Raw genomic sequence first — 23,955 nt, 5'->3', positions numbered from 1 at the left:
AGCGGAATGAAGCGAAAGTTTCACGTTCCGTTCTGAAAGAGAGGTAGGGGTAGAAATGCCCCTATCGACTCTACCCTAGATGTAGGGTGTCTCTGCGCTGATATTTGAGGAGGCTCAAACAGTTTGTTTCCGAGGCACCCTACAATAAATTCTGCTACTTCATTAAAGCAGCGCCGCGGTTGTAAAGTTCCCGCGCGTAATCAGTCCAAGTTCCCTGTCCCCAATACCGGAAACAGCTTGTTTGCACCAACAAGTTGTAAAGCAAAGCTTGCTGGTATTCAAACTGCTTGGTAACGGTCGCATCTTGCTGCAACAGCGGGTCGTATTTTTTGTGAAATGCAGCGCTGAGTAGATTCATCGGTTCCAAAACATTTTCGTAGCCTTTCACCCAACTCAAATCGTTAGTCCAAGAAGCACCATCCATGTGAAAATTATGGTCGGTTTGCTTGAGTTGGGCGATCGCACTTTCGACCTTTTCCGGTGTTGCGCTATCTGGATCGACTAGCTGCCAGATTTTGTGCTGGTTAATCCCCTGACAAACAGGATAATCTTCAGGATTAACGCCCGCCGCTTCAATTATCTCCAAATATTCAGTGCCGTTTAAACCAACAACGCCGGATTTCCCCCCGCCTTGTTCGCGGTTTTCGTGCCAAGCTTTGACAAAAGCGCTGGGAAATTCATTCATCATGACGCCGCCATTTTCGCCGTCGGCAATCTGAGTAACTAAAGAAGGAACTGTGACATTGCCAATTTGCTGTTTATTGCGTCCTTTTGCTTCGTAATACGGCTGCATTTGACCCACCAATTTCGTATCCGAACCTTGGGTTTTAATCAAAGCAGTGATGCTGATTGTTTCGCCGTGAGAATTGCGGGCAACTAAACGGTTGGGAATATATTTTTGGTCTTGCGACAATCCCGAACCGTCGGGATTTTCTACAGAATGTTCCTGCACCATCAGCCAGCGGTAGCCGCATTCTTTCAAAGCTTTGATGTATTCGTACAGTGTATCTGGATGATTGGGAAAGTGCATTTCTGGGGGCGAAAAACCTTTAACGCGCTTCAGGGCATCCAAGCCAAAAATTGCCGCAAAATGATGTTGCCATGCTTGAATTTGAAGTTTAATGTCGGGAATGGGAGTTGAGGGAATGACGGCGTGACTCCACATTGTCCCCAGCCATTCTACGTGGGGTTGATATTGAGGATCGCAGGTAATCCGCTTGAGATTGTTGAAGATATCGTCGCGTCCCATTTGTCGCAATCCCCACAATAAATTGCCCGAATAGTCGAGCATAATTCGCGGGTTGCAGCCTTCGGCAATCAGTTGGGGAATGAATTCTCCCATGCGGGAATAGCACCAAGCAAAGACTGCGGCGTTGTGGTTGTCTCCTTGGTTGGGATGTTCAAACATATTCTGGAGATTGCTGATCAGTTCGCCGTTTGCACCTGCAGGAATTGTCGGTTGGTGCATATGCAGGGCGCAGGCGAATCCGGCTTGAATCTTTTCCAAGCGCAGATTTGTGGTAGGTAGAAAGACAGGTTCGTTGCTATTGGCTGCGGCACTGATTTCTGCTTCGGAGCCGCAAATATTGGGCAATCCTGAGTTGAGTTCTTGTAAAATGGGTAAATTGGGAGATTGTGCGATCGCAGGCATAAATTTTTCTCAACAATTGTGGAGGGGCGCTGTCTGCTATTGCTAATATAGCTTGATAATTTAACAGTAGCAGAGGATGTCTGCAAAAGATAAATTTCACAGGATAAGTCCGGGATCGCGGAATCTCCAAATCACGGGTCAAATGTTTAACACATTTCACGTAAATAGGCGAGGTAAATTATGAAATACGAAATCAAGGTTTTGGAACCAACGGATTTGTGGTACATCCAAAATAACATCAATCCTGAAACCAATAAGTTTTACCATCCCACTAAGAATATTCCCCTCGTTCAGCAAGCGGAAATTAACTTGAATAATTCGGGAGTTATCATTCAAAAAGGTGCGCTGCATTGGTGTATGGGAAAATTGACTTCCGGTGTTTATAAAACGGATAACCGTTTGAAAGATATGTGGGTATCTTTGACAACGGAAATGGACTACAACGCTCCCGTATATCAAGGGACTGGTACTGTGAAACTAGAACCGAGACAAAAAGGGCATTTTCTGCATTATACGCAGATTGAGCTTTCGGATGCGGAGCAGTGGGAGTTTGATGACGGTATATTTCAGTTTTGTTCTGACAATGTAGTTATCGGTGCTAAAAAACTGAAATTCCGACAAGTGGCTGCTTCTAATGACGGTAGGTGGAGAATTGCTGTTACAGCTTTGCGCGAACAAAAAGCTACTGTTGTAGCAGCTACAAATTCACCGGGTAAGGTTGTCGAGCTCAGACAAGGTGAAACTTTGATAGCTGATTGCGATTTGGTTAAAGGATATACCAAGGGGATTGAAGAAGATTATCGAAAATTAGGTCATTTTGGCAAAGGGGGTGGAGAGGGTTATGTTTGGTATTATCAGGGGAAAGGTAAATTATTAGTATGTGAAAATGATGCTATGGGTTTGGGTTGAGTTGTTTCATTTTTAAAGTAGAGGTTGCTGGAGCAGGGATCGCGGAATTTTATTGGGCAAATATACTAAAAAAATTACGCGAAACTATAGACGCTAGCATAAAAAATCTGGCAAGATTATTTTCAGGGTGCAGTTGGATCGAACTGAGATTTTACACCTCTACTTGGCGGATATTTTATGAATGTAACAAAACTGCTCCTACAGCAGGCGACGCTTAATGTGCTTGTTGCTTTAACAATGGTTCAACCTGGCTTGGCAGCGATGCTCGCTGATTCATCATCGGGGGAACCGAATTTGCTGCCACAGGTACTCGCCTACGAGCCGCCCGCGCGCGGAGCACCGGGCGATCGCAAAGACGCAGGAAGCCGCGATCCTCACAACTTTTTAGCTTTGATTCCCGCTACAAATTTAGGGTTGACAGCGATCGCACATCCGACTTTTTGGCTGTACTTGCCGGCTTCATTGCCCGATGACATTCCCTTTGAGTTTGTGCTGCGGGACGAACAGCAAGAGGTAGTTTTCCGAACTGTTTTTGAGCTAGAAAAAGCAGCGGGAATTGCGAGTTTTTCCTTGCCGCCCACTTCACCTCCTCTGGAAACTGGCAAGAAGTATCAATGGTGCTTTTTGTGCGGGAATATCTCCCGCCACGGGTGGGTTGAGCGGGTGGCAATGAAACCAGAAATTTTGGTTCAGCTAGAAACAGCATCTCTAAGGGAGCGCGTTTTTCTGCTTGCTCAACACGGTTTGTGGTATGAAACTCTCACAGAATTAGTTGCACTGCGCGGCAAACTGTTGAGCCAATTACAGACAGCTACTTTAGAGGAGCGGCTGGTAATTTATGCTGAAAATGATTTGCGGTATGAAGCGCTAGCAGAGCTATCTGGATTTGAGAAAATATCTTCTCTGGCGACTTTGGATGCTGACTGGGAGGCTTTATTGCAGCATCCGTTTGTCCGCTTGCACGGGATAGTTTCACCACTTTAACAGGCAAGATGCCTGTTCCACAAAGAGTAAGTTTTTTTTGTGGGGTGGGCATCCTGCCGACCCATCAGGAACAGGCAAGATGCCTGTTCCACACAAATTAAGTCAACTAAGCGATGAAATACCCGATATTAAGCGTCTACAATACTTTCAATACAGACCTGATCGCCCGTTGGTCATTTGATGAAGCAGGCAACTTGACGAGCGATCGCCCGGATCTCCCTCCGGCGAACCTAATTGACAGCGTTTCCCGTGCTGTTGAACCATTACAAAACGGGCCGCCGGAAAGTTTGTTGCTGACAGGAGGTTACGTTACTTTTCCAGTAACTCCTTTACTGGATATCGGCACGGAAGACTTTTCTATTTGTGCCTGGATTCGCACGGGAGATGCCGGAATTGCTAAAATTATCGAGAAGCGAGTTGAAAATTCCGGCCCCAGGCAAGGCTGGTCTTTGTTTATTTATCAACGCAAAATTAACCTGCAAATAGCGGATGCAAAAAATTGGCTAAACTGTGGTGGCGACTATCATGAAAAAATTGATACTTTCCCTATTGTTAGCGACGAGCGATGGCATCATGTTGCAGTAACAGTCGATCGCGATCGCATGAATGGCGGGCGCTGGTATGTCGATGGCAAGGAACTAGGTTGGCGGTTCAGACCTATAGACCAACAAGGTTCTCTCAGCAATAATATGCTCGTAACTCTTGGCAGGCGATCGGACGATTTTGGCGGTATTTTTCGGGGCAATATTGCAGATATTCGGCTATACAAAAGGGTGCTGTTGGCAGCCGAGGTGCAGTCGATATATCGAGCAATTAAGTCTCCTATTAATAATAAAATTGTTGTTCCCGATCGAATGATGAAAAGAGCAGCAAGACAGCCTCGCGAGAAAGATTCCTTCTGGGACAGTGCTAATAATTCCCTGGAAAGATACTCGCAGGTGATCGAATACTATCAGCAGTCGCTAAATATTCATAAAAACAGTGGTAACCGCTACGGAGAAGCGAACTCTCTGAACAATCTAGGCGAAATTTACAGTTTGCTGGGGGAATACTCGCAAGCAATTGACTGTTACCAGCAGTCGCTAAATATTCAGCGAGACATAGGCAACCGCAGTGGGGAAGCTGCTTCCCTAAACGCTTTGGGAAATATTTACGATGCCCTGGGGGAATACTTGCAAGCAATTGACTGTTACCAACAGTCGCTAAATATTGAGCGAGAAACCAACAACCGTCACGGAGAAGCTAGTTCCTGGCGCGATTTGGGGAGTGCATATCATTCTCTGGGAGAATACTTGCAAGCAATTGAGTGCCACCAGCAGTCCCTAGATATGGCGCGAAAAATCAACTCTAAGCATAGAGAAGTGAACTCCTTGAACGCTTTGGGCCGTACATACGTTTCCCTGGGGCAGTATCAACGGGCGATCGAATACTCTCAAGAGTCCCTGACTCTTGCACAGAAAATCGACAACCGCTATGGGGAAGCGAATTCCTTTGTGACTCTGGGCAATGCTTACAGTAATTTGGGGAATTACTTGCGGGCGATCGAATACTACCAGAAATCCTTAGATATTCAGCAGGAAATCGGCGATCGCTCTGGGCAAGCGACTTCCTGGCGAAATCTTGGCAATGCTTACCGCTGTTTGGGGCAGTGCCAACGGGCGATTGAATACAGCCAGCAGAGTTTAGAAATCGCGCGATCGATCGGCGAAAGGGCGTCAGAAGGGGCAACTCTTAACAATTTAGGACTGGCTTTCTTTGACTCTGGACAGTTTGCAGAAGCTGAAACATTCCTCCGCAATGCGATTCAAATTTGGGAATCGCTTCGAGGAAGATTGGGCAAAAACGATAACTTTAAAGTATCTATTTTTGAAACCCAAGCAGCAACTTACCGCCACCTGGAAAAAGCCCTGATCGCCCAGTCAAAAACAGAACAAGCGCTGGAAATTTCCGAGCGGGGGCGGGCGCGGGCTTTTGTGGAGTTACTGGGTGTTCGGTTATCTGCGAAGTTAGATGAGACACCCGATATTAAACCGCCTAACATCTATCGAATTAAAGAAATTGCCAATGCACAAAATGCAACTTTTGTGGAATATTCGATTTCTTTTTTAGAAGAACTTTTTATCTGGGTAATTCAGCCGACGGGCGAAATTGCATTTCGCCAAGTTGACCTCAACTATCAACATACTCCGCTCAAAGACTTGGTTTCCGACTCTCGCGAGGCGATCGGCATCAGGGATCGCGACTTCAATCCAACTATAAAAATTGACCCAGGCGATTTAGTTAAACTCCACGACGATGCCCCTAATTGGGAACCGTGGCAAGTAATATCTGTTGATGAAACTCACGGCATTCTGTCCCTCTGGCAACCTTCTTTTCCGGCAGGATTGACTATTCCCAGGCCTGCAATTGATGTCAGAACCAAAGTGAAATCGAGCCTCACCAATCACCCGCGCTTGCAAAAACTCCATCAACTGTTAATCGAACCGATTGCCGATTTGTTGCCAGCCGATCCAGAAGCCCGGATTATCTTTATCCCTCAAGGTGAACTGTTTTTCGTTCCCTTTCCGGCCTTGCAAGATGGTGCGGGGAAATTCTTAATTGAAAAACATACTATTCTGACTGCTCCTTCGATTCAAATTCTGGAATTAACCCGCCAAAAACGGCAAGAGATTTCCGATTTAGCTTGGGACATTCTAATAGTAGGAAATCCGACTATGCCCGAAATAGCTCTGGTAACGGGAAAACCCCCGCAGCGGTTATCTGCTTTGCCGCATTCAGAAACCGAAGCTAACGCGATCGCCCAATTGTTCCAAACTAAAGCCCTGACTGGCAAATCCGCTACCAAAGCTGCTGTACTTCAGCGGTTGCCAAACGCCCGCATCGTCCATTTTGCCACCCACGGATTGCTCGATAACATTCGCGGGCTCGGCAGCGCGATCGCCCTTGCACCCGATCGCACTGATAGCGGTTTGCTGACTGCTGAGGAAATTTTGAACCTGCACCTCAACGCGGATTTGGTAGTTTTGAGCGCGTGCCATACCGGCATGGGGCGGATAACCGGCGACGGCGTTATCGGTTTGTCTCGCGCTTTAATTTCGGCTGGTACATCCAGTGCGATCGTGTCTTTGTGGGCCGTGCCGGATGCTCCTACAGCCGATTTGATGGTGAAATTTTATCAAAATCTCGATCGAACGGGCAACAAAGCTCAAGCCCTGCGAAACGCCATGCTGGAGACAATGCAGCAGCATCCAAATCCCAGAGATTGGGCGGCTTTCACACTGATCGGCGAAACATAATTGATTAAATTTTGTAAAAAATTGCCAAAACAGCGAAAAAATTAGTTTTTTCGCTGAAAGCTCCACATAAACTCGATCGCGCCAGGAGCGATAAGTCATGTGTCGATTTAATTTCTTCAAAAAAGTCACGCTTGCAATTGAAATCCCGGCAACCACGGGGGGATTGCCCCTACTGCACAAACTTTAGTCCACTCCTAGCGGACTAAACAATAAAGACTGTTTTCATGCACTTGCTCGCTTTCCTAACTTTGCACCCTTAACAATAAAGTCAAAGATTATGACAATATCTGCCGATGGAAAAGCCAAAATTCTGGTTGTAGAGGACGACGACCCTATCCGCACTCTCATCTACCGCTTTCTGAATCAAACATATCAAGTACAATTTGCCGCCGACGGCCAAACTGCTCTCGAAATTTTTGAAGAATTTAACCCTGTCCTGGTGATTTTGGATTGGAATTTACCCGATATTAGCGGCTATAAACTTTGCCAGGAAATGCAGAAGCGCACTAATGTTTTAGTCGCAATTCTCAGCAGCCGCACCGCCCAAGAAGATCGAATTAAAATCATGAAAGCAGGTGCCGATGATTTTATCTGCAAACCCTTCTGTCTTGAAGAATTGGCAGTTAGAGTAGAAGTCTTGTTGAGGCGGGCGAGATCCGTCACTCCGCCCAACCTTGTATTCGGTCAATTAGCGATCGATTTACTGAGTAGGGAGGTGAGATTGAAGGAGCAACTTCTAACGCTGACAGCCTTAGAATTTGAAATATTGTGTTTTTTGGCAACTCATTCAGGTAAAGCTTGCAGCCGCCAACAGCTAATCGAAAAAGTTTGGGGGTGGAAATCCAATTATGGATCAGAAGAGCGAGTGGTGGACGTGCATATCGGCCAAATTCGCAGGAAAATGGCTAAAGTTGATGCCGCTGTTCCGAATTTTATTCAAACTGTTCGGGGATACGGTTACACTTTCGCTCCGATCGCTCGCAGGGACAGGGTAGTTGGTAATTGAACAATCATTATAATTACGACTGGTTCCTAGGTAGAGCGCGCGAACCAGTTAATTCGCTATTGTCCCACCCCTAATCCCCTTTTTAAAGGGAGTATGGGTTGAGTAGGGGGTAAGCTAAGGGGGCATCTACGAGTAAAGAAAACACGACTTATAGAGAATCGAGGGGCTAATCAAAAGACAGCATACTTACTCGATTTTCTCAAGTGTGAACCATTAACAAGAGAGCCAAAAATTATGACGATATCTACTGAGCAAAATTTTAAACTTCTGGTTGTAGAGAATGACGCCCCCGTCCGTAATTTCATCGACGGATATCAGAATGAGACATATCAAGTACAATCTGCAGCAGACGGAAAAACAGCTTTAGAAATCTTTGAGGAATTCAACCCAGTCCTAGTAATCTTGGATGGGAATTTGCCCGACGATAATATCGGCGTTAAACTTTGCGAAGAAATGCAGAAACGGAAGAATGTTTTTTTACTCGTGATTTTCAGCAGCGTTACAGGCGAAGAAGCTCGAATTAAAATCATAAAAGCAGGTGTTGATGATTTTATCAGCCAACCGTTCAGTCTTGAGGACTTGGCACTTAAAATAGAAATCTTGTTGAGGGAGATGAAAACCGTCAGTCCGCGCAATCTTGTCTTCTGTGAACTAGCGATAAATTTAATGAGTAGGGAGGTGAGATTGAAAGAGAAAACTTTAGCTCTGACGGCCTTAGAATATCAACTCTTGTATTTTTTGGCAACTTATCCAGGTAAAACCTGGAGCCGCCAACAGCTAATCGAAAAAGTTTGGGGATGGAAATGCAATGACGCACGAGACGAGCAAGTGGTGGACGTGTATATCCGTATGATTCGCAGGAAACTGGCTAAAGTCGATTCGGCTGTTCCGAATTTTATTCAAACTACTCAGGGATACGGTTACACTTTCGCTCCGATCGCTCGCAATAACAAGGTAAGTAGGTAAGCGGGATTAAACACAGCTATGTAACTGTATGTAAACAGGGCTAACTTAGCCACGCTTAGGGCATTTGAATACTTTACAGCCGTTTACATAATTGTGTTTTACAGCGCCTACCTACTTAGCCTCATTTTTGGAATAAAAGGGTGAGATAAATGAAAATAATCCAGCAAACAGCAAGTGAATTAATAATTCAGACTCAAAGCATATTTGATTTTTGGCTCCCTAGTTGTTTATTAATGGCAGTTGGACTGATATCGCTGACTTTTGACTATCATGCAGCAACCCTGAGCTGCCAGCGATTGCAGGCAAAACAAGGAAATTGCCAGATTGTGCGATCGAATTTACTGGGGTCGAACATCAAAGAAATTGAGCTTGCTTCTTTGCAGGGAGCTAAAGTTGAAAGATGCGGCTATAAAACCAGAGTTGTACTTTTGACTTCTGTTGGCAATGTTCCTTTCACTGCTAACTCCACTAATTGGGGAACCCAAGACGCTGTGGCTTCTGACATCAATTTTTTTGTTAAAAATGCCAAAGATCGCTTGCTGCGCTTAAGACAAGACGATCGCTGGTTGGGATGGACAGGAGGCATATTTTTGCTCGCAGGAATCGCAGCGATCGTCTTGAGAAATAATGAAACTTACAGCTTCGATGAAACTTTAAACACCTTGACTGTTAAACAGCGGGGTTTGTTGGCACGTAAAGTAATGGAATACTCTCTGTGCGAGATTTATGGCGTGGAAGTCGATCGAACAAAAGATCGGGATCAAGATATTTGGTACGAAGTTAGACTGTTAGTTTGTGGAGGCTCTCGCATCTCCCTACCCCGCACGATGAACCCATACCAGCAAGCAAAAATCGCTAAAGCGATTAACAACTATCTGCACCAGCACAAATAACCAAAAATAGCCGATCGCGATCGGGAGCATCTCACTTTTGGCGCCAAGCTAGAAATTGGAGTTGGGAGCCAGGAGCTAGGAGGAAAGAGGAAGAAGGAAGGAGCCAGAAGAAGTGTTTTTACAAATATGAGATGCTCCCTCGCGATCGACCCGATTTCTCAAGGTTGCGGACTTACGCAGAAACCGGGTTTTTCACCAAACAATACTCCGGACAGTTTTTAAGCAGCCAAAGTACCATAAGACAAGACTGAAGGAAGATTAGGGTGATTTAAAATCAAATCCCGGTCTAAATCTAACTTATCAATAAAGGTACAAAGTAGATGCTTATTGAATTCCAGACGTTTATAAGAGGCCATAGAAAACACAAACGACTTGGCAGATGAATGACAACTAGAAAGTTCATGTTTGGCTAAGTTTAAGGCAATTAGACTGGCATTAAAGTGAAAATCAAGCCGTGGTAAATGACGAGCTTGACAATCAGACAATCCCGTAAATTGCTTGGCATCACGAAAAATAAATTCAATCTGGAAGCGAGCCTGATAATATTCAACAATTTGCTCAGGTGGCAAGTGAATATCAGTGCTAAATAATAAAGCATTTTTAATTTTTCCGTTGGCTTGAACCTCAGAGATACAAGCCAAAGTAATTTGGCAATTTAAACAACAACTCCACACAACTAATGTATATAATGAAACTCCCGGCTTTAGATATTTAACAAAATTAAGACGACTCAAATCATGGCAGTCAACCTTACCATCATATTTACGTGGAGCTCCCAGTTTATTTTGTTCACCTCTATAGAGATAGCGTAAGTTAGCATCAACTCTTAACTTGCCAATAAAGTCTAAATTTAAGTCCCGCACAGCATCCCAGAATTTAGAGCGATAGTAATAGCCATCAGCCACCAAATAACGTACAGAAGTTGGGAAGTAACAACGAGTATTCTTTAGATGTTGGGCATAGTCATCAACTCTTGTGATGTCAGGCGTTGAGCTTTGAGGCTCCGGTTTTTTGCGAGATTTCTTAGACCAGCAATTCTTCGGATTTTGTGGCAGTTTTTTCACCGACTTTATTTGAGGGCGTGATGGAGTCTGCTGTACGCTTAAGCTATAAGATAAACAACTCTCAATTTCGACAATAGAAATCACAGAAATTTCCAACCCCTGTTCCGATTTACCAGCTACACCATTATAAAAATAAGCTTTACCGTCAGTTTTTTTGCCACTTTTTATGACAAAAGAACAATCAATAACAGCAATGACTCTGTGTTCAGGATTTAAGGCAGATTCGAGGAAATATTGATTAAATTGTGGAAAATTAAAAGTTTTGAGAAAGTGACGACGGTAGGTTTTTTCGCTCAAATAACTATAACGACTTAGATTCGTGAAGTTGACTTTACCATAAACCAGCAAAATAGTTGAGAATAAAGTGATTAAAAACTTCTTTTGGGGTTGACTAATCCCTGGCATTTGTTGTAAGATGGATTCAATAATCTTCATGTATGCAATCTGTTGAGCTTGTGTGTTTTTATAGCTTAACCTAAAAGAGCGCCTTTTTTTCTGTTCATTTTTGGTTCAGATTGCACTCACTTTTTTCGCTTCTGTGATTTATTGCGTAAGCGTTGCTTGCCGAAGCCATAGCATCCGTCTTGAAAAACTGTCCGGAGTATTGACCAAAATCTCTTGTAAGTAAGTCGGTGCCAAAAAACGCCCCTATGTAAACGAGGGCAAAGTCTCCAAATGCTCTCTACTGACTAACTTAAACCTGTTTACCTAGTGTTATATTATTCGGTTTAATCTTGCCTACCTACTTAGTTTCTATTTGAATAGTCTGGGGAGGGTGAAGCATTTGGGCATAAAATCAAAGGTGGGAAACATGAATTGTCGCCCAAATGCTCCACCTCTACATCTCTCTAATGGCTTGAGATTATTGGTTGGCGATGTCATCTAACGATTGCCAATTGATATTGTCATTTCGGCCGAAAAGTAAAAACGATCGCAATTAAACCCGCTGCTACCATTGCCAAAGCTGAGGGTACCAAAGGCAGCCACCAGCCCCCGATTAGGAAAAACCAGCAAACCCCGCACGAAATCCCCGCAGATGCGATCGCCCCCGACACCACGTGCAGCCTGCGTCGGCTGACAATCGCGATCGCGCTACCAACTGCTGCCCAACCCACAATCCACAGCATTTGGGCCCATTCAGGAGCAATTTGCAGCAGCGGGCGCCGATCCAAAACAGCGCTGATAATTTGACTCGACATTTGCGCTTGAATTAATACCCCCGGCATTTTCTGGGAAGGCGATTCTCCCGCACTGTAGGGCGTCAAAAAATAATCTGGATTGGAAATCGGCGCCGTCACGCCAATAAAGATAATTCGGTCTTTTATCCAATTGGGCTTGACTTTTCCTTCTAACAGTTCGGTCAGCATGACTCGGTGAACAAAATTTTTTGGTCGTCGGTAATTGAGTATTATTTGAAAACCGCGATCGTCCAAGTTTTGATAAGCGCCTGTAGGGCCGTGAATCGGTGCAAAAACTGCATTGCCCAGCCTTATCTTATCTCTAGGAAGAGATTCCGGTTGGATGCCTTTTGCTGCTAGGTAATGGAGGGCAGCCCTCGCGCTCAAAGAGTGCTCTGTAGTACAAGGATCGCTGCTGTGCGGCTGCATAAACAGCAAGTGGCGGCGGAGAATGCCATCGGCATCTGCCACCACATCGCTGAACCCGAGGCGCTCTTTTGGCAGTGCGGGCGGCGGTTTGATGCCGTATTTGTTGGGTTTGCCGGTTTCTTTGACGCTGCACAAACCAATTAAATTTCGATCGCCCTGAAAGCGAGCGGATAATGCTGCATAACCGGGTTGTAAAGGGCGATCGCGGAAGATATCCAGGGCGATCGTTTGCGCCCCAGACTGTGCCAATTTTCCCACTGCTTTTGCGATCGTCGCATCCGGCAGTGGAAAGCCGTATTTGTTGATATCCATTTCCGTGGCTTCCACCACCAGCAAACGCGAGTCTGAGCTTTCAGCAGGACGCAGCCGCATCAGTTGGTCAAAAGCTTGCAATTCCCATATCTGGAGCAAGCCCAGCGATCGCGCTCCCATGACAGAAACAGCAGCAGTTGCGATCGCCAACAGCCCGATCTGAAAGCGGCGCAGCCGAGATAAAGATGGCGGATTGCTGACAGTTTCCGGATCGGGTTTGTGCAGCAACTCTTGCCAAGTTGGCGGCTGGGATGCCGGATTTTGACAAATTATCGGCAGCCAATCCGCGCCGGGAATTTCTGATTCTAATTCTGCCAATCTTTGCCTCGCGAGGCGCACTGCCACATACAAAGGTTCCCCGCTGCAAAAAGCTTGAAGAAAATACTTTAAAAAATCTTGGGCAGCTCGATCGCACACCGGTTCCCGCATTACGATCGTTTGCGGGATGCCCAAATCTTCAAGCTGTCGCGCTATTCCCAATCCATCGCAGGAATTCAAAATGGCTAACTGCAAGCCGCTGCTAACCGCTAGCTTGAAACCGTGTTTCAGTTCTTCTACTGTTAAACTCTCAGTTTGATTAATATAAAATTTACCCGAGCGGCCGTCGCTGTGGGTAGAACTGTGTCCTGCAAAAAATAAGATATCCCAGCTTTTTTCCCAAAGCTGATCGCCGATTTGGCGGCGACTTGGTTCTACTAAAAAAGTAACTTCGGCTGAGGGCAATCCTGCAAGTATAATTCGATCTTGCTCAATATCAATTTTTTGACTGTTCCCCAAAATTGCTAAAATTTTGACGCTGCCTTTAGCGGGATTTCTGTTGGCGATAGCCGATTTTATAGAAGTTGGGGGGCCCAAAGCAATTTCGGCTTTCGGGTAGCGCTCAAAAATATCCCAACAGTACCAAGGCAGCCGCCGCAAATCGATGTCGTCAGTTTTGATTAAAAATCGAATCGTGTCCGACGGCATTAATTGTTCGAGCAATGTTTCTTTGAGTTTGCGAAACGGTTCGGAGTTGAGCCAGCTATTGATTTGCTGGCTTAACTGTTCCCGCAACAAGCGGCATTTGGACAACTGTTCTGCACGAGAGCCCATAATGCTAATTTCGATCGGCTTAATGCGAAAATCTCCCAAACTGCGGTAGGTTGACTGCCAGCGATCGTAGTGTTCCGCTATTTCTGGTTTCGGAGGCAGGAAGGCTTGGATTTCCACTGCGGGGCGAGCTCCTTCCGCGCCGATTTCCAGAGAAACTCGCACCCCTTTTATCAAGTTATCATCTAGCTTCAAAACAACTAATTTCGGCATGGCTAACAACTGATAAGCCGAGGCGCATCTAAATTTTACAGTCACGGCGCGATTAAATTCTTGTGGGCTGGGCATCCTGCCCGCCCGAAAGGTTCAATTTCCATGCTGAACAACTTATGGCAAGCGAGCCACTTTAGGCGGCAAAATTCTCTGCAAAACAGAGTTCTTTCAGTTTTACCACAACGCTGAAACATTCTCCGCGATCGGCGGCAAATTCTAGAGTCATGTAGCCGTTACCGCTGCCGGCGCAAGCTTCCATGACAGTTTTTCCCTCGCCGTCGGTGACTTTGAGAGTCAGATTGAGCGGCAAGCTGTCTGCCCCGCCGGCGGGATGCACCTGTACTTTAATATTAGTTTCAGTATCGGTTGTTGGTTCGATCGCCACCAGCAAAGCTACCGCTGGGGCTGGTTCTATTACACCCCTCCAGAAATTAGGTTTTTCTTGAAAAGCATCGATGGTTGCGGATGCTTTTTCCGAGGTATCTGCTGTCAGATGGATTATCTTGCCCCGCACGACTGCGCTGCTGTAACGAAAAACTAAATGAGGTTCTTTTGGCACTAAAATATCTTCTATAGACTGCCAACCAGCCTCAAAAATATTGTGCAGCCACTGGTGCACTTTTACTGTTTTTTGGCGGCGTTCCAGACAATCCAAATGTTGAAGAAGTTTGTCGAAACTTTGCAATTTATCAATAGCTAAATCGCCAGCGTTTGCAGTTTTCATAAATCCCAACAAAGTAGCTTTTTGTCGCTTTATATCGATTTCAACTGCTACTAAACCAATGCGATCGTCCGGTATTTCCAGCGGAATGTAACAAAACTTGCCAGACTTCAGAGGTCGGCATTCCAAATGACCTAGTTGAGTTAACTTCAAGTCTGCTGCATCGGTGTAAAGGCGCATGGCCGCGTTCCAACTGTCGCTGGCATTCAAGTCGGTGGGAATGTCCATCATTTCCATGTAATCTTTCACTGCACATACAGCTAAAGTGTTGAAATAAACTTGCTCTTTTTTTTCCGGGGATGTCACTCCGTCAAGATTTGAAAACTTCTGTGCCACCCGCAGGGCGGCGGCTGTAATGGGCAGGGTAATAGATTTTTCTCTGATATTTTCGGTGCTGTTATTCATCACGGTTTTCCTGTTTGACAGATTTTTTTTAGGACAGGATTTGTCCTGCCTTTATTCCAGATATCCTTGATTTTTGGCAAAATTTCGCAAGCGGGGCAGACATTCTCTTTTATAAAAATTGGGGGCGGTTGACGGCGGCAAGTTAAATTCAAGAGCAATGTTTTTCCAGGGAGTCTCTGGGGGAAGACGCCTCAGAATTAAGATTTGGCAAGTGACATCGGGGCGTTCTTTGATGTGAACGCTTCTCAATTCCCCCTCCGGATCGGCCCGCACCCATTTTTTTGTCTCTTCTAGGATGGCTAGCGGACTGTCAGAATAAGTAGGCGGGTTTTCGATATTATTGATCGGGTTAATTTCTGCTGAGTCTTCTGAAATTAACGGTAAATCACGTCTAATTTTTTCCTGTGTTCGTTCGATAGTGAAGTCTTTCAGCCGCATCTTGAGATATTTGTCCAGCCAAGTAATGACGCTGCCCAGATTGCGATCGTAAGGTTTGTTTGCGGTGTTCGCTTCGCAAACATTGCGACAAAAATACACCCAAGTTTGCTGTAAAGCATCGTTGTAATGAGGCGTGTCTTCTTGCCAAAGTTTGCCGGATTTTACAATCAGCCTCACTATCTCGCTGAGTTTTTCCCGCCGCATCAAGCTTTTGGGCGGATGCGAACAGGCTTCAGCAACTAGCTGTTGCAGTTGTTGGTTTAAATTGTTTTCCTTACCGTTGGTGTCGGGCATCGGCGAGCGCCTCCTTAAGAGTCTCTGGATGAATGCTGGACACGGCATTTGCTGGTTTAAATTCCAAGATAGAATCCCTGATTTGATTAGTCCTGGACGCATTTCAAGGTAATTGTGTCATTGGCAAGTGAAACGAAGAATCTCAAACCCTTGTAACACCCCCCTTGAATGCGTAAGTCCTGTGGATGTTTGGCAGCCGAACAGGTGCTCTGTGCCAATCAGTTATCAGCATCGTGCGATAAAATTTCGCGCAAATTAGGCAAAAATTTTTAAAATATTTAGTTGACAAATGCCAGCAAATGGGGTATTAAATCGATTTGAGATTGAACCCACGGATGCGTTCTCTGCCTCGTCTGCGGTTTAAATAATTCAGATCTGAGCCGAAACGATATCACCGATCGCCCGAATCTGCCCTAACATCCCCTACCTGTGCGTATTTCCCTGTATTCCCAATGGCCGACTTGCTTATTTGCCGAGAACTCATATACTTTGTCAAGTTAAGAAAATATTTTTTTGATTCATCCAGGAGCGAGAAAAAAAAATGTACATAGTACAAATTGCCTCGGAGTGCGCCCCCGTCATCAAAGCAGGAGGTTTGGGCGACGTAGTTTACGGCTTGAGCCGGGAGTTGCAGAATTCCGGCCACTGCGTCGAGATTATTCTACCGAAGTACGACTGCATGAGGTACGACCACATTTGGGGACTTCACGAAGCCTACCGGGATCTGGCTGTGCCCTGGTACGGCGGCGAAATCCTCTGCGATGTCTTGTGCGGCTGGGTGCACGGGCAGTTGTGTTTTTTCATCGAACCTCGCTCTCAAGATAACTTTTTTAATCGCGGCTGTTATTACGGCTGCAATGACGACAATATGCGGTTTGCATTTTTCAGCAAAGCCGCTTTGGAATTTTTGCTCAGAAGCAACAAGCGTCCCGATGTGATTCACTGTCACGATTGGCAAACTGGTTTGGTTCCAGTCCTGCTGTTTGAAATATACAAATACAATTGGATGGAATATCAGCGAGTCTGCTATACCATTCACAATTTCAAACATCAAGGCATGGGAGGTAGCGATATTTTGCAAGCAACGGGTTTGCACAGACCGGATTATTATTTTGATTACGATCGCCTCCGAGATAACTTTAACCCTTTTGCTATCAACTTTATGAAAGGCGGCATTGTTTACTCGAACTTTGTCACCACGGTTTCGCCGCACCACGCCTGGGAAGCTCACCTCGGCGAGTTCGGCTACGGTTTGGGTCACACTTTGCACTTGTATCAAGAGAAGTTTCGCGGGGTGCTCAACGGCATTGATTATGATGTGTGGAATCCCGAGACCGATCGCTATATTCCGCACCACTACACTAAGGATGATTTGGCAGGAAAAGCCAAAACTAAAAAAGCTTTGCGCGATCGGCTGTTACTGCGCGAGGCTGACAAGCCTATTATTACCTTTATCGGTCGTTTGGACGACCAAAAAGGTGTTCATCTCGTCCACCATGCAATTTATTACTCTCTGAGTAAGGGAGCGCAATTCGTGCTTTTGGGTTCCGCGACGGAAGCGGGAATTAACGCGCATTTCCAGCACGAAAGACAGTTTTTAAATGATAATCCAGACTGCCATTTAGAACTAGGTTTTAATGAGGAACTGTCGCATTTAATTTACGCGGGTGGGGATATGATTGTGGTTCCGAGTAATTACGAACCCTGCGGGCTGACTCAGATGATCGGGTTGAGGTACGGTACTGTTCCTGTCGTGCGGGGAGTTGGGGGTTTGGTGAATACTGTGTTCGATCGAGATTACGACACTCGCCACCTCCCGGAAGAACGCAACGGTTACGTGTTTTACCAAACCGACTACGCCGCTTTGGAGTCGGCGCTCGATCGGGCGATCGGATTGTGGTATGACTATCATGATGAATTTGAAAAACTGATGCTTCAAGGCATGAATTGTGACAATTCGTGGAACTATCCAGCTAAAGACTATGTGGAAATTTACGAGCTAATTAGACACAAATAATCCGTAGGATCTCAGATGCTGCACCATTGTCAAGAACGGGCTCTGGGGCCCGTTCCACAAAGAATGAGTTTTCTCGCTTCACAGGCCGGAAAGCCTGTTAATAAAAGGCTTATTGAGAATGGTGCAACATCTCAGATGAAATTGTTGTGGGGAGTAGGGGTTGAGCGTCCCGCCCGCCCGAAAAATACAACGCAAGATGCCCGACAGCTTATAACAAAGTCTTTGCGTAAAAAAAATTGCCGGTTGAGCGAAGTCGAGACCGGATTTCTGACCAGCAGTGCGTCAGCCCTAAAATAGTTACGATCTCGATCATCAAATAAGAATTAGTTGCATTAATATAGTAAAGCACTGACTATAGATGGCTGTAGAGAGACCATCGTGTCAATTACCAGATGAAAAAATCTATCATTATAGAACAATGAGCATTTCTCGGCGTATTTTTCTTGCCAGCGGTACAGCAATGGCTGTCGTGGCCGTGGGGGAACTAAGCAAAAAAGCCCCTGTCGCAGCCCAAACCGGGACTCTCAACCTTTATTCAGCACGTCACTACGATACTGATAATGAGTTGTACCAAAGCTTCACCAAAAAAACTGGCCTCAAGGTTAACCTCGTTGAAGCGGAGGCTGACCAACTAATTGAACGGATCAAAAGTGAAGGTGCAAATAGCCCTGCTGATGTTTTCATCACGGTGGATGGTGGCCGTTTGTGGCGGGCAAAACAAGCAGGTATTCTGCAACCTGTTTCTTCAACAGTCCTGACATCGGCAATTCCAGCAAGTTTGCGAGATCCTCAAGGTTTCTGGTTTGGTCTATCGCGCCGGGCACGGGTGATTGTTTATAACAAAAGCAAGGTGAACCCTACCCAGTTGTCAACCTATGAGGCGCTGACAGAACCTCGGTGGAAAGGCAAAGTTTTAGTGCGATCGTCCACTAATATCTATAATCAGTCTCTGGTTGGGGCTATGTTAGCGGCTCATGGAGCTCAAAAAACAGAAGCTTGGGCGCGAGGATTGGTGGCTAATTTTGCGCGTCCTCCAGAGGGAAATGATACAGCGCAAATCAAGGCGGTTGCTGATGGGGTAGGCGATATTGCCCTTGTTAACACCTATTATGTAGCTCGCTTAATGAAATCGAAAGATCCAGCAGAACAGGCGATCGCGGCGAAAGTAGGTGTATTTTTCCCGAACCAGCGCGATCGAGGTACTCATGTCAATATTTGTGGTGCCGGTGTAGTCAAAACCTCGCGTAACAAAGCAGGCGCGATCAAATTCTTGGAACACTTAGCCAGTCGCGAAGCGCAACAAATTTTTGCTAGGGGTAATTATGAATACCCTGTGATTTCAGGTGTGGCGATCGATCCTACGGTTGCCAGTTTTGGTACATTCAAATCTGACCCTCTCAACCCTGATGTGTTTGGGAAAAATAACCCCGAAGCTTTAAAGATTGCCGATCGGGCAGGATGGAAATAGAGGCTTTTTGAACAAAAAGCTACTCTTTGTGATTCGGCGGTTGAAACCGCCGAATCCCATCAACTTTAATTTTTAATTTTACCATCCGGCATTATAGCGCCTTTCAGATTTGCCCCTTTCAGGTTTGCCCCAGTCAAATCAGCACTATTTAAGTCAGTTTCACTTAAATCGGCATTACTAAGATTGGCATTATTCAGTTTTGCCCCTCGCAAAAAAGCCCCCTTGAGATTTGCATTACTCAAATCAGCATTTGTGAGATCTGCCGAAAATAAACCTGCTTTTTCCAGAGAAGCACCTTTTAAATTTGCACCTTTGAGATTGACGCTATCGAGTAAGGCTTCATTAAGTTTGACCTTTTCTAGCATTGCACCTTCCAACTTAGCACCATTGAGATTAGCGCTGGTTAAATCAATGTCACTTAACTTGGTATCAGTCAGATCACATCCTGGACATTGCTTAGTTTTTTGTAATGTTTCGAGGGGGCCAGCCGCCTGTTTTTGGCATCCAAAGGTGACAAAAACAGTAAGTAGTAAGAAAGAGATCGTGCCAGTAGTGCGGAGTAACATTGCTAATTTTTTATTAATCATCTTGATTTATGAAGGAAAAAGAAAGAGGGAAGAAGGGTTGATACATTCTTCTGAAACCCGCCAGGGAATAAATTCCCCCTCTTATAGCTAAAGTCGTTTGAAACCGACTGAAATCCTAGCTGTATAGTCGTCTTCAGACGACTTTCGCTATGAGACTGGGGTTTCAACCCCTGTCGGACTTTCGCTATGATACAGGGGTTTCAACCCCTGTCGGCGTATAGCTTTAAAAGAATCAATCACCTCTGCAAGCAGGGAAGAGATTTGGCGGTTATAGTGTTGAAGACTTGCGCGATCGCGCAATTTTCCAACTTAATAAAATAACCGGTAACATCCCCACTAAAACAATTGCCAAGGCTGGGCCAGAAGCTTCAGCCAATCGCTCATCTGAGGCAAGTTGATAAGTTCGCACAGCCAAGGTATCAAAGTTAAACGGTCTAATAATTATAGTAGCAGGTAACTCTTTCATTACATCAACGAATACTAACATCATGGCAGTTAGTAAACCTCCGGTCATCATTGGTGTATGAACTGTAACTAAAGTTTGCATCGGACTATAACCCAAACTTCTCGCCGCATCATCTAAATTAGGCTTGATTTTGCTCAAACTTGACTCCACCGCATTTAAAGAAACAGCTAGGAAGCGAACTATATAGGCAAATACTAAAGCTGCGATCGTACCACTTAACAACAAGCCTGTAGAAATCCCGAATTGCTGGCGCATCCAACTATCAAATAGATTGTCAAATTTTCCAATGGGAACCATAATCCCCACTGCAATCACAGAACCAGGTACAGCATAGCCCATTGCCGCAACTCTCGTTCCAAACTGCACTCCTAAATTAGGAAATAACCGTAAGCCATAAGCCATAATCAAGGCAATAACTACTGCTAAAATTGCTGTCAGTGTTGCCAAAATTAAACTATGACGGGCAAAGATCCAAAAACGTTCATCTAAAGTGAGTTGCCAATTAGCTAAGGTCAACTTGACTAAAAGACCCGCTGGCAATAAAAAACCAAAAAACAGTGGCAAAAAACAAGCAATTACCGCTAGAATTTCCCTAATTCCTTTAAGTTTATAAGTTGGCAGTTGGCGATACCGGCTGCTAGCTTGATAATATTTAGTGCGACTTCGCGACCAGCGTTCTAGTAAAATTAAACCCAGAACAAATAATAAGAGCAGGGCAGCTAATTGATTGGCTGCAATTCGTTCTCCCATGCCAAACCAAGTCCGATAAATACCTGTGGTAAATGTATCAACTCCAAAATACTGAACAGTACCATAATCGTTGAGAGTTTCCATCAAAGCCAGTGCTAAACCTGCTATAATTGCTGGTCTTGCCATTGGTAAGGCAACTGTAATAAAACTCCGCCAAGGGCTACAACCCAGTATTCTACTAGCTTCTAGCGTACAAGTGGATTGCTCCAAAAAAGCAACTCTTGTTAATAGGTAGACGTAGGGATATAAAACTAAGATTAGCATTAAGATGGCTCCAGGGAGCGATCGCACGTTAGGAAACCAATAGTCTCCATAACTCCAGCCAAAAATATAACGCAAAGCCGTTTGAACTGGACCTGAAAATTCTAAAAAGTCTGTATAAGTATAAGCTAAAACATAAGCTGGGGCCGCTAAGGGTAACAGTAATGCCCATTCAAATACGCGGCTGGCCCGAAAGCGACACATTGTTACTAGCCACGCACATCCTACGCCAATCACGACAACACCAAAGCCTACACCGATCATTAACAATAAAGAGTTGACTATATAACGGGTTAAAACTGTATCGGTTAAATGTTGCCATGTATCTTTAGCTTCAACAAAGATACTGGATAAGACACTGAGAACTGGTATGGCGATCGGCAATGCTAAAGCGATAACCGCAAGTGTCCACCCACTAGCGGATAAACCGCGTAAGGTCGATCGCCATTGGATTGTCCTGATTGCTGTTTGTTGTAGTGATTTTTGAGAATTTTTCATCGCTAGTAAAAAGTCTAGCTTGCTAGTTTATCAGTAGGTGTAAACATTTGTCAAGCCTTTCTGATAATTAATCTCACTAAACTGGTATATTGTAGAATAGTAAGTTGTTGATTATTTATAGCAATAATGGCTCGACCGATAATTCTGCATTTGGATGGTGTAACAAAACAGTATTCCCAAGCAGCATCACCTGCGGTGGCATCTGTCACCCTGACCTTACATCAAGGAGATATACTGGGGTTGTTGGGGCCATCGGGTTGTGGGAAAACAACGTTGCTGCGGTTAATTGCTGGTTTTGAACAGCTACAAGCAGGGACGATCGCTTTAGCAGGAAAAACTGTAGCCAGTGTTAATATGTCAGTCCCGCCGGAACAGCGAGACATTGGTATGGTGTTTCAAGACTATGCACTTTTCCCCCATTTGACAGTCGCGAAAAATGTAGCTTTTGGCTTGACGCATCAAGGAAAAGAGTCAAAGCATCATATTCAGAAAGGTGTCACCGAAGCATTAGCGCTGGTGGGATTAGAAGGATTGGAAAACCGTTATCCCCATGAATTATCGGGGGGTCAGCAACAGCGAGTGGCCCTGGCCCGTGCTTTAGCCCCTAGACCTGCGATTATTTTACTAGATGAACCATTGAGTAATTTAGATGTACAAGTACGGTTAAGATTGCGTCAGGAAGTCCGCGAGATTCTCAAAGCAACGGGAACCTCTGGTGTATTTGTCACGCACGATCGCGAAGAAGCACTTTCGATTTCAGATTGGGTAGCGGTGATGCGTCAAGGCAAATTAGAACAGTTTGGCACTCCAGAGGAAGTTTATCAAGAACCAGCCTCTCGATTTGTGGCTGAGTTTGTGACGCAAGCTAATTTTGTGTCTGCATCGCTAAAGGAGGATTTTTGGGAAACAGAAGTAGGTTGTTTTGCTGTTAAAGGAGATTCATTTGTAAAGGTTCCTTGTGATGCTTCTACTGAAGGAGAATTGATGATCCGGCAGGAAGATTTAAGTTTATTCTTAGATGAAGATTCGGCTGTTGTGATTTGCGATCGCCAATTTTTAGGCAGAGAAAATCGTTATTGTTTAAAAACTCCGTCTGGCGAAAAGTTATATGCACTTACAACCACAGGAAATGTTTTTCCCATTGGTTCTAAAGTTCGGTTATCTTGTGGTGATAATTCTCCCTTAGCTTTCTTTGTCGGTAAGCCTAAGCCATAGTTAATTGCTAATTGCTAATTGGGAAAAAATCCTCCCCCTCTTCTCGTCTCTCAGTCTCCCCCTCTTCCTTCTTCCTTATACTGCCTGATAGGTTTTCTGTCTATCGCTGTTGTCAGGGAAGGAGCTAGTCACGATATCCTCTGCTTTTATACCCGCTGCAATCAGCGCTTGGCTTAGACCTTCCTCGAAGTTATCTTCTTCAATTACAACTTGATTATGGACTAAACGAGCATGAAACAGAATCGTGTCAATCCAGCGCTGTTTATCCCAGCCTGTAGCCAGAATCAGAAACTGACCCGAATCGACATCACAGACGGGGTAAAGCTGGATCGCTTGTAAACGGGGTTGGGCGCGAGTTGCTTCTTGCAGGGTTTTTTTGAGGATGTCTGCATAGCTTAGTGAGTTATCCATTGGAGAATCACCTCTTGATTTGGTTCGTAAACTAATAAGTTAATTTTATTTCGCTGGACGGCTAACTGAAAAATCGGTTTTTGAAAGTGTTTAATGTATATCGCTTGGCTCACAGCTAAAAACAACTGACGCTCCGGCTCTTGCCCTTCCAATGCCCATTGGTAAAGCTGAAGCTGTCCCATCGTTTTTTCCAGTTCACTGATGACTGAGGGTGAATCGAAGTCTTTGATTTCAACAGCGATTTTCTGCCCTTCTTTTTCCGCAGTAAAAAACTTTTCTGCTCCTAAGTCGGCTTTCAAAAGTGTCTGTTCTAACACTAAGACTAAAGGATCGTCCGTAATTGTCCACCCGTCTTTTTCGAGGGTGCAACGTAGGGAGAAGTGTAAATTATCGCGTCTAGACATTCGACATTCGAGAATTGAGGTTAGGAGAGA

18 protein-coding genes are annotated in these 23,955 nt (G+C 45.0%); 9 read left to right on the top strand and 9 right to left on the bottom strand.

Going from position 1 to position 23,955, the window contains the following annotated elements; genetic code table 11:
* Positions 1 to 154 precede the first annotated feature (154 nt).
* Positions 155 to 1,651: a glycosyl hydrolase family 57 gene (locus QUA25_RS20850; protein ID WP_333041020.1), complete on the bottom strand. Its 1,497-nt coding sequence runs from the start codon at positions 1,649 to 1,651 to the stop codon at positions 155 to 157.
* A 180-nt stretch (positions 1,652 to 1,831) separates the two neighbouring features.
* On the opposite strand from QUA25_RS20850, the gene QUA25_RS20845 reads away from it, so the two are divergent.
* The 6 genes from QUA25_RS20845 (at position 1,832) to QUA25_RS20820 (ending at position 9,705) form a co-directional block, all read left to right on the top strand.
* Positions 1,832 to 2,560, top strand: coding sequence for an AIM24 family protein (locus tag QUA25_RS20845; protein WP_333041018.1), 729 nt, complete (start codon positions 1,832 to 1,834; stop codon positions 2,558 to 2,560).
* A gap of 177 nt (positions 2,561 to 2,737) precedes the next feature.
* Positions 2,738 to 3,544 carry a DUF928 domain-containing protein gene (locus tag QUA25_RS20840; protein WP_333041017.1) on the top strand — a complete coding sequence of 269 codons (807 nt, stop codon included), beginning with the start codon at positions 2,738 to 2,740 and terminating at the stop codon, positions 3,542 to 3,544.
* A 113-nt stretch (positions 3,545 to 3,657) separates the two neighbouring features.
* Complete coding sequence (locus QUA25_RS20835) at positions 3,658 to 6,840, top strand: CHAT domain-containing protein (RefSeq protein WP_333041016.1); 3,183 nt, start codon at positions 3,658 to 3,660, stop codon at positions 6,838 to 6,840.
* Between the two features lie 277 nt (positions 6,841 to 7,117).
* Positions 7,118 to 7,846 carry a response regulator transcription factor gene (locus tag QUA25_RS20830; protein WP_333041015.1) on the top strand — a complete coding sequence of 243 codons (729 nt, stop codon included), beginning with the start codon at positions 7,118 to 7,120 and terminating at the stop codon, positions 7,844 to 7,846.
* A gap of 234 nt (positions 7,847 to 8,080) precedes the next feature.
* Positions 8,081 to 8,812: a response regulator transcription factor gene (locus QUA25_RS20825; RefSeq protein ID WP_333041014.1), complete on the top strand. Its 732-nt coding sequence runs from the start codon at positions 8,081 to 8,083 to the stop codon at positions 8,810 to 8,812.
* A 149-nt stretch (positions 8,813 to 8,961) separates the two neighbouring features.
* Positions 8,962 to 9,705 (top strand): hypothetical protein, encoded by a 744-nt coding sequence (locus QUA25_RS20820; RefSeq protein ID WP_333041013.1) that lies wholly within the window; start codon positions 8,962 to 8,964, stop codon positions 9,703 to 9,705.
* Between the two features lie 218 nt (positions 9,706 to 9,923).
* Here QUA25_RS20820 and QUA25_RS20815 read toward each other — a convergent pair whose 3' ends face one another.
* From QUA25_RS20815 to QUA25_RS20800, 4 genes are all read right to left on the bottom strand, one after another.
* On the bottom strand, positions 9,924 to 11,204 hold the full coding sequence (locus tag QUA25_RS20815; RefSeq protein ID WP_333041012.1) for a transposase: 1,281 nt from the start codon (positions 11,202 to 11,204) through the stop codon (positions 9,924 to 9,926).
* Positions 11,205 to 11,674: 470 nt separating this feature from the next.
* Positions 11,675 to 14,065, bottom strand: coding sequence for a CHASE2 domain-containing protein (locus tag QUA25_RS20810; protein WP_333041011.1), 2,391 nt, complete (start codon positions 14,063 to 14,065; stop codon positions 11,675 to 11,677).
* Between the two features lie 58 nt (positions 14,066 to 14,123).
* Positions 14,124 to 15,116, bottom strand: a complete 993-nt coding sequence (locus tag QUA25_RS20805; RefSeq protein ID WP_333041010.1) for a DUF1822 family protein — start codon at positions 15,114 to 15,116, stop codon at positions 14,124 to 14,126.
* A 51-nt stretch (positions 15,117 to 15,167) separates the two neighbouring features.
* Positions 15,168 to 15,848: a sigma-70 family RNA polymerase sigma factor gene (locus tag QUA25_RS20800; RefSeq protein ID WP_333041008.1), complete on the bottom strand. Its 681-nt coding sequence runs from the start codon at positions 15,846 to 15,848 to the stop codon at positions 15,168 to 15,170.
* Between the two features lie 541 nt (positions 15,849 to 16,389).
* Between QUA25_RS20800 and glgA the strand changes: the two genes are divergently transcribed.
* Positions 16,390 to 17,865, top strand: coding sequence for a glycogen synthase GlgA (gene glgA / locus QUA25_RS20795; protein WP_333041006.1), 1,476 nt, complete (start codon positions 16,390 to 16,392; stop codon positions 17,863 to 17,865).
* Between the two features lie 418 nt (positions 17,866 to 18,283).
* Positions 18,284 to 19,333, top strand: coding sequence for a Fe(3+) ABC transporter substrate-binding protein (locus QUA25_RS20790; RefSeq protein WP_333041005.1), 1,050 nt, complete (start codon positions 18,284 to 18,286; stop codon positions 19,331 to 19,333).
* A 65-nt stretch (positions 19,334 to 19,398) separates the two neighbouring features.
* On the opposite strand, the gene QUA25_RS20785 is transcribed toward QUA25_RS20790, so the two are convergent.
* Together QUA25_RS20785 and QUA25_RS20780 are read right to left on the bottom strand one after the other, a co-directional pair.
* Positions 19,399 to 19,920, bottom strand: a complete 522-nt coding sequence (locus QUA25_RS20785) for a pentapeptide repeat-containing protein (RefSeq protein WP_333041003.1) — start codon at positions 19,918 to 19,920, stop codon at positions 19,399 to 19,401.
* Positions 19,921 to 20,188: 268 nt separating this feature from the next.
* On the bottom strand, positions 20,189 to 21,895 hold the full coding sequence (locus QUA25_RS20780) for an iron ABC transporter permease (protein WP_333041002.1): 1,707 nt from the start codon (positions 21,893 to 21,895) through the stop codon (positions 20,189 to 20,191).
* Positions 21,896 to 22,021: 126 nt separating this feature from the next.
* Between QUA25_RS20780 and QUA25_RS20775 the strand changes: the two genes are divergently transcribed.
* Positions 22,022 to 23,110 (top strand): ABC transporter ATP-binding protein, encoded by a 1,089-nt coding sequence (locus tag QUA25_RS20775; RefSeq protein WP_333041000.1) that lies wholly within the window; start codon positions 22,022 to 22,024, stop codon positions 23,108 to 23,110.
* Positions 23,111 to 23,185: 75 nt separating this feature from the next.
* Here the strand turns inward: QUA25_RS20775 and QUA25_RS20770 are convergent, their stop codons facing one another.
* Together QUA25_RS20770 and QUA25_RS20765 are read right to left on the bottom strand one after the other, a co-directional pair.
* Positions 23,186 to 23,521: an element excision factor XisI family protein gene (locus QUA25_RS20770; RefSeq protein ID WP_333040999.1), complete on the bottom strand. Its 336-nt coding sequence runs from the start codon at positions 23,519 to 23,521 to the stop codon at positions 23,186 to 23,188.
* Positions 23,506 to 23,925, bottom strand: a complete 420-nt coding sequence (locus tag QUA25_RS20765; RefSeq protein ID WP_333040998.1) for a XisH family protein — start codon at positions 23,923 to 23,925, stop codon at positions 23,506 to 23,508. The genes QUA25_RS20770 and QUA25_RS20765 overlap by 16 nt, the downstream gene beginning before the upstream one ends.
* Positions 23,926 to 23,955 lie beyond the last annotated feature (30 nt).

It is taken from the genome of Microcoleus sp. Pol17C6, from assembly GCF_036701145.1.
Lineage (GTDB): Bacteria > Cyanobacteriota > Cyanobacteriia > Cyanobacteriales > Microcoleaceae > Microcoleus.
This window is presented reverse-complemented; position numbering and strand designations above follow the sequence as displayed.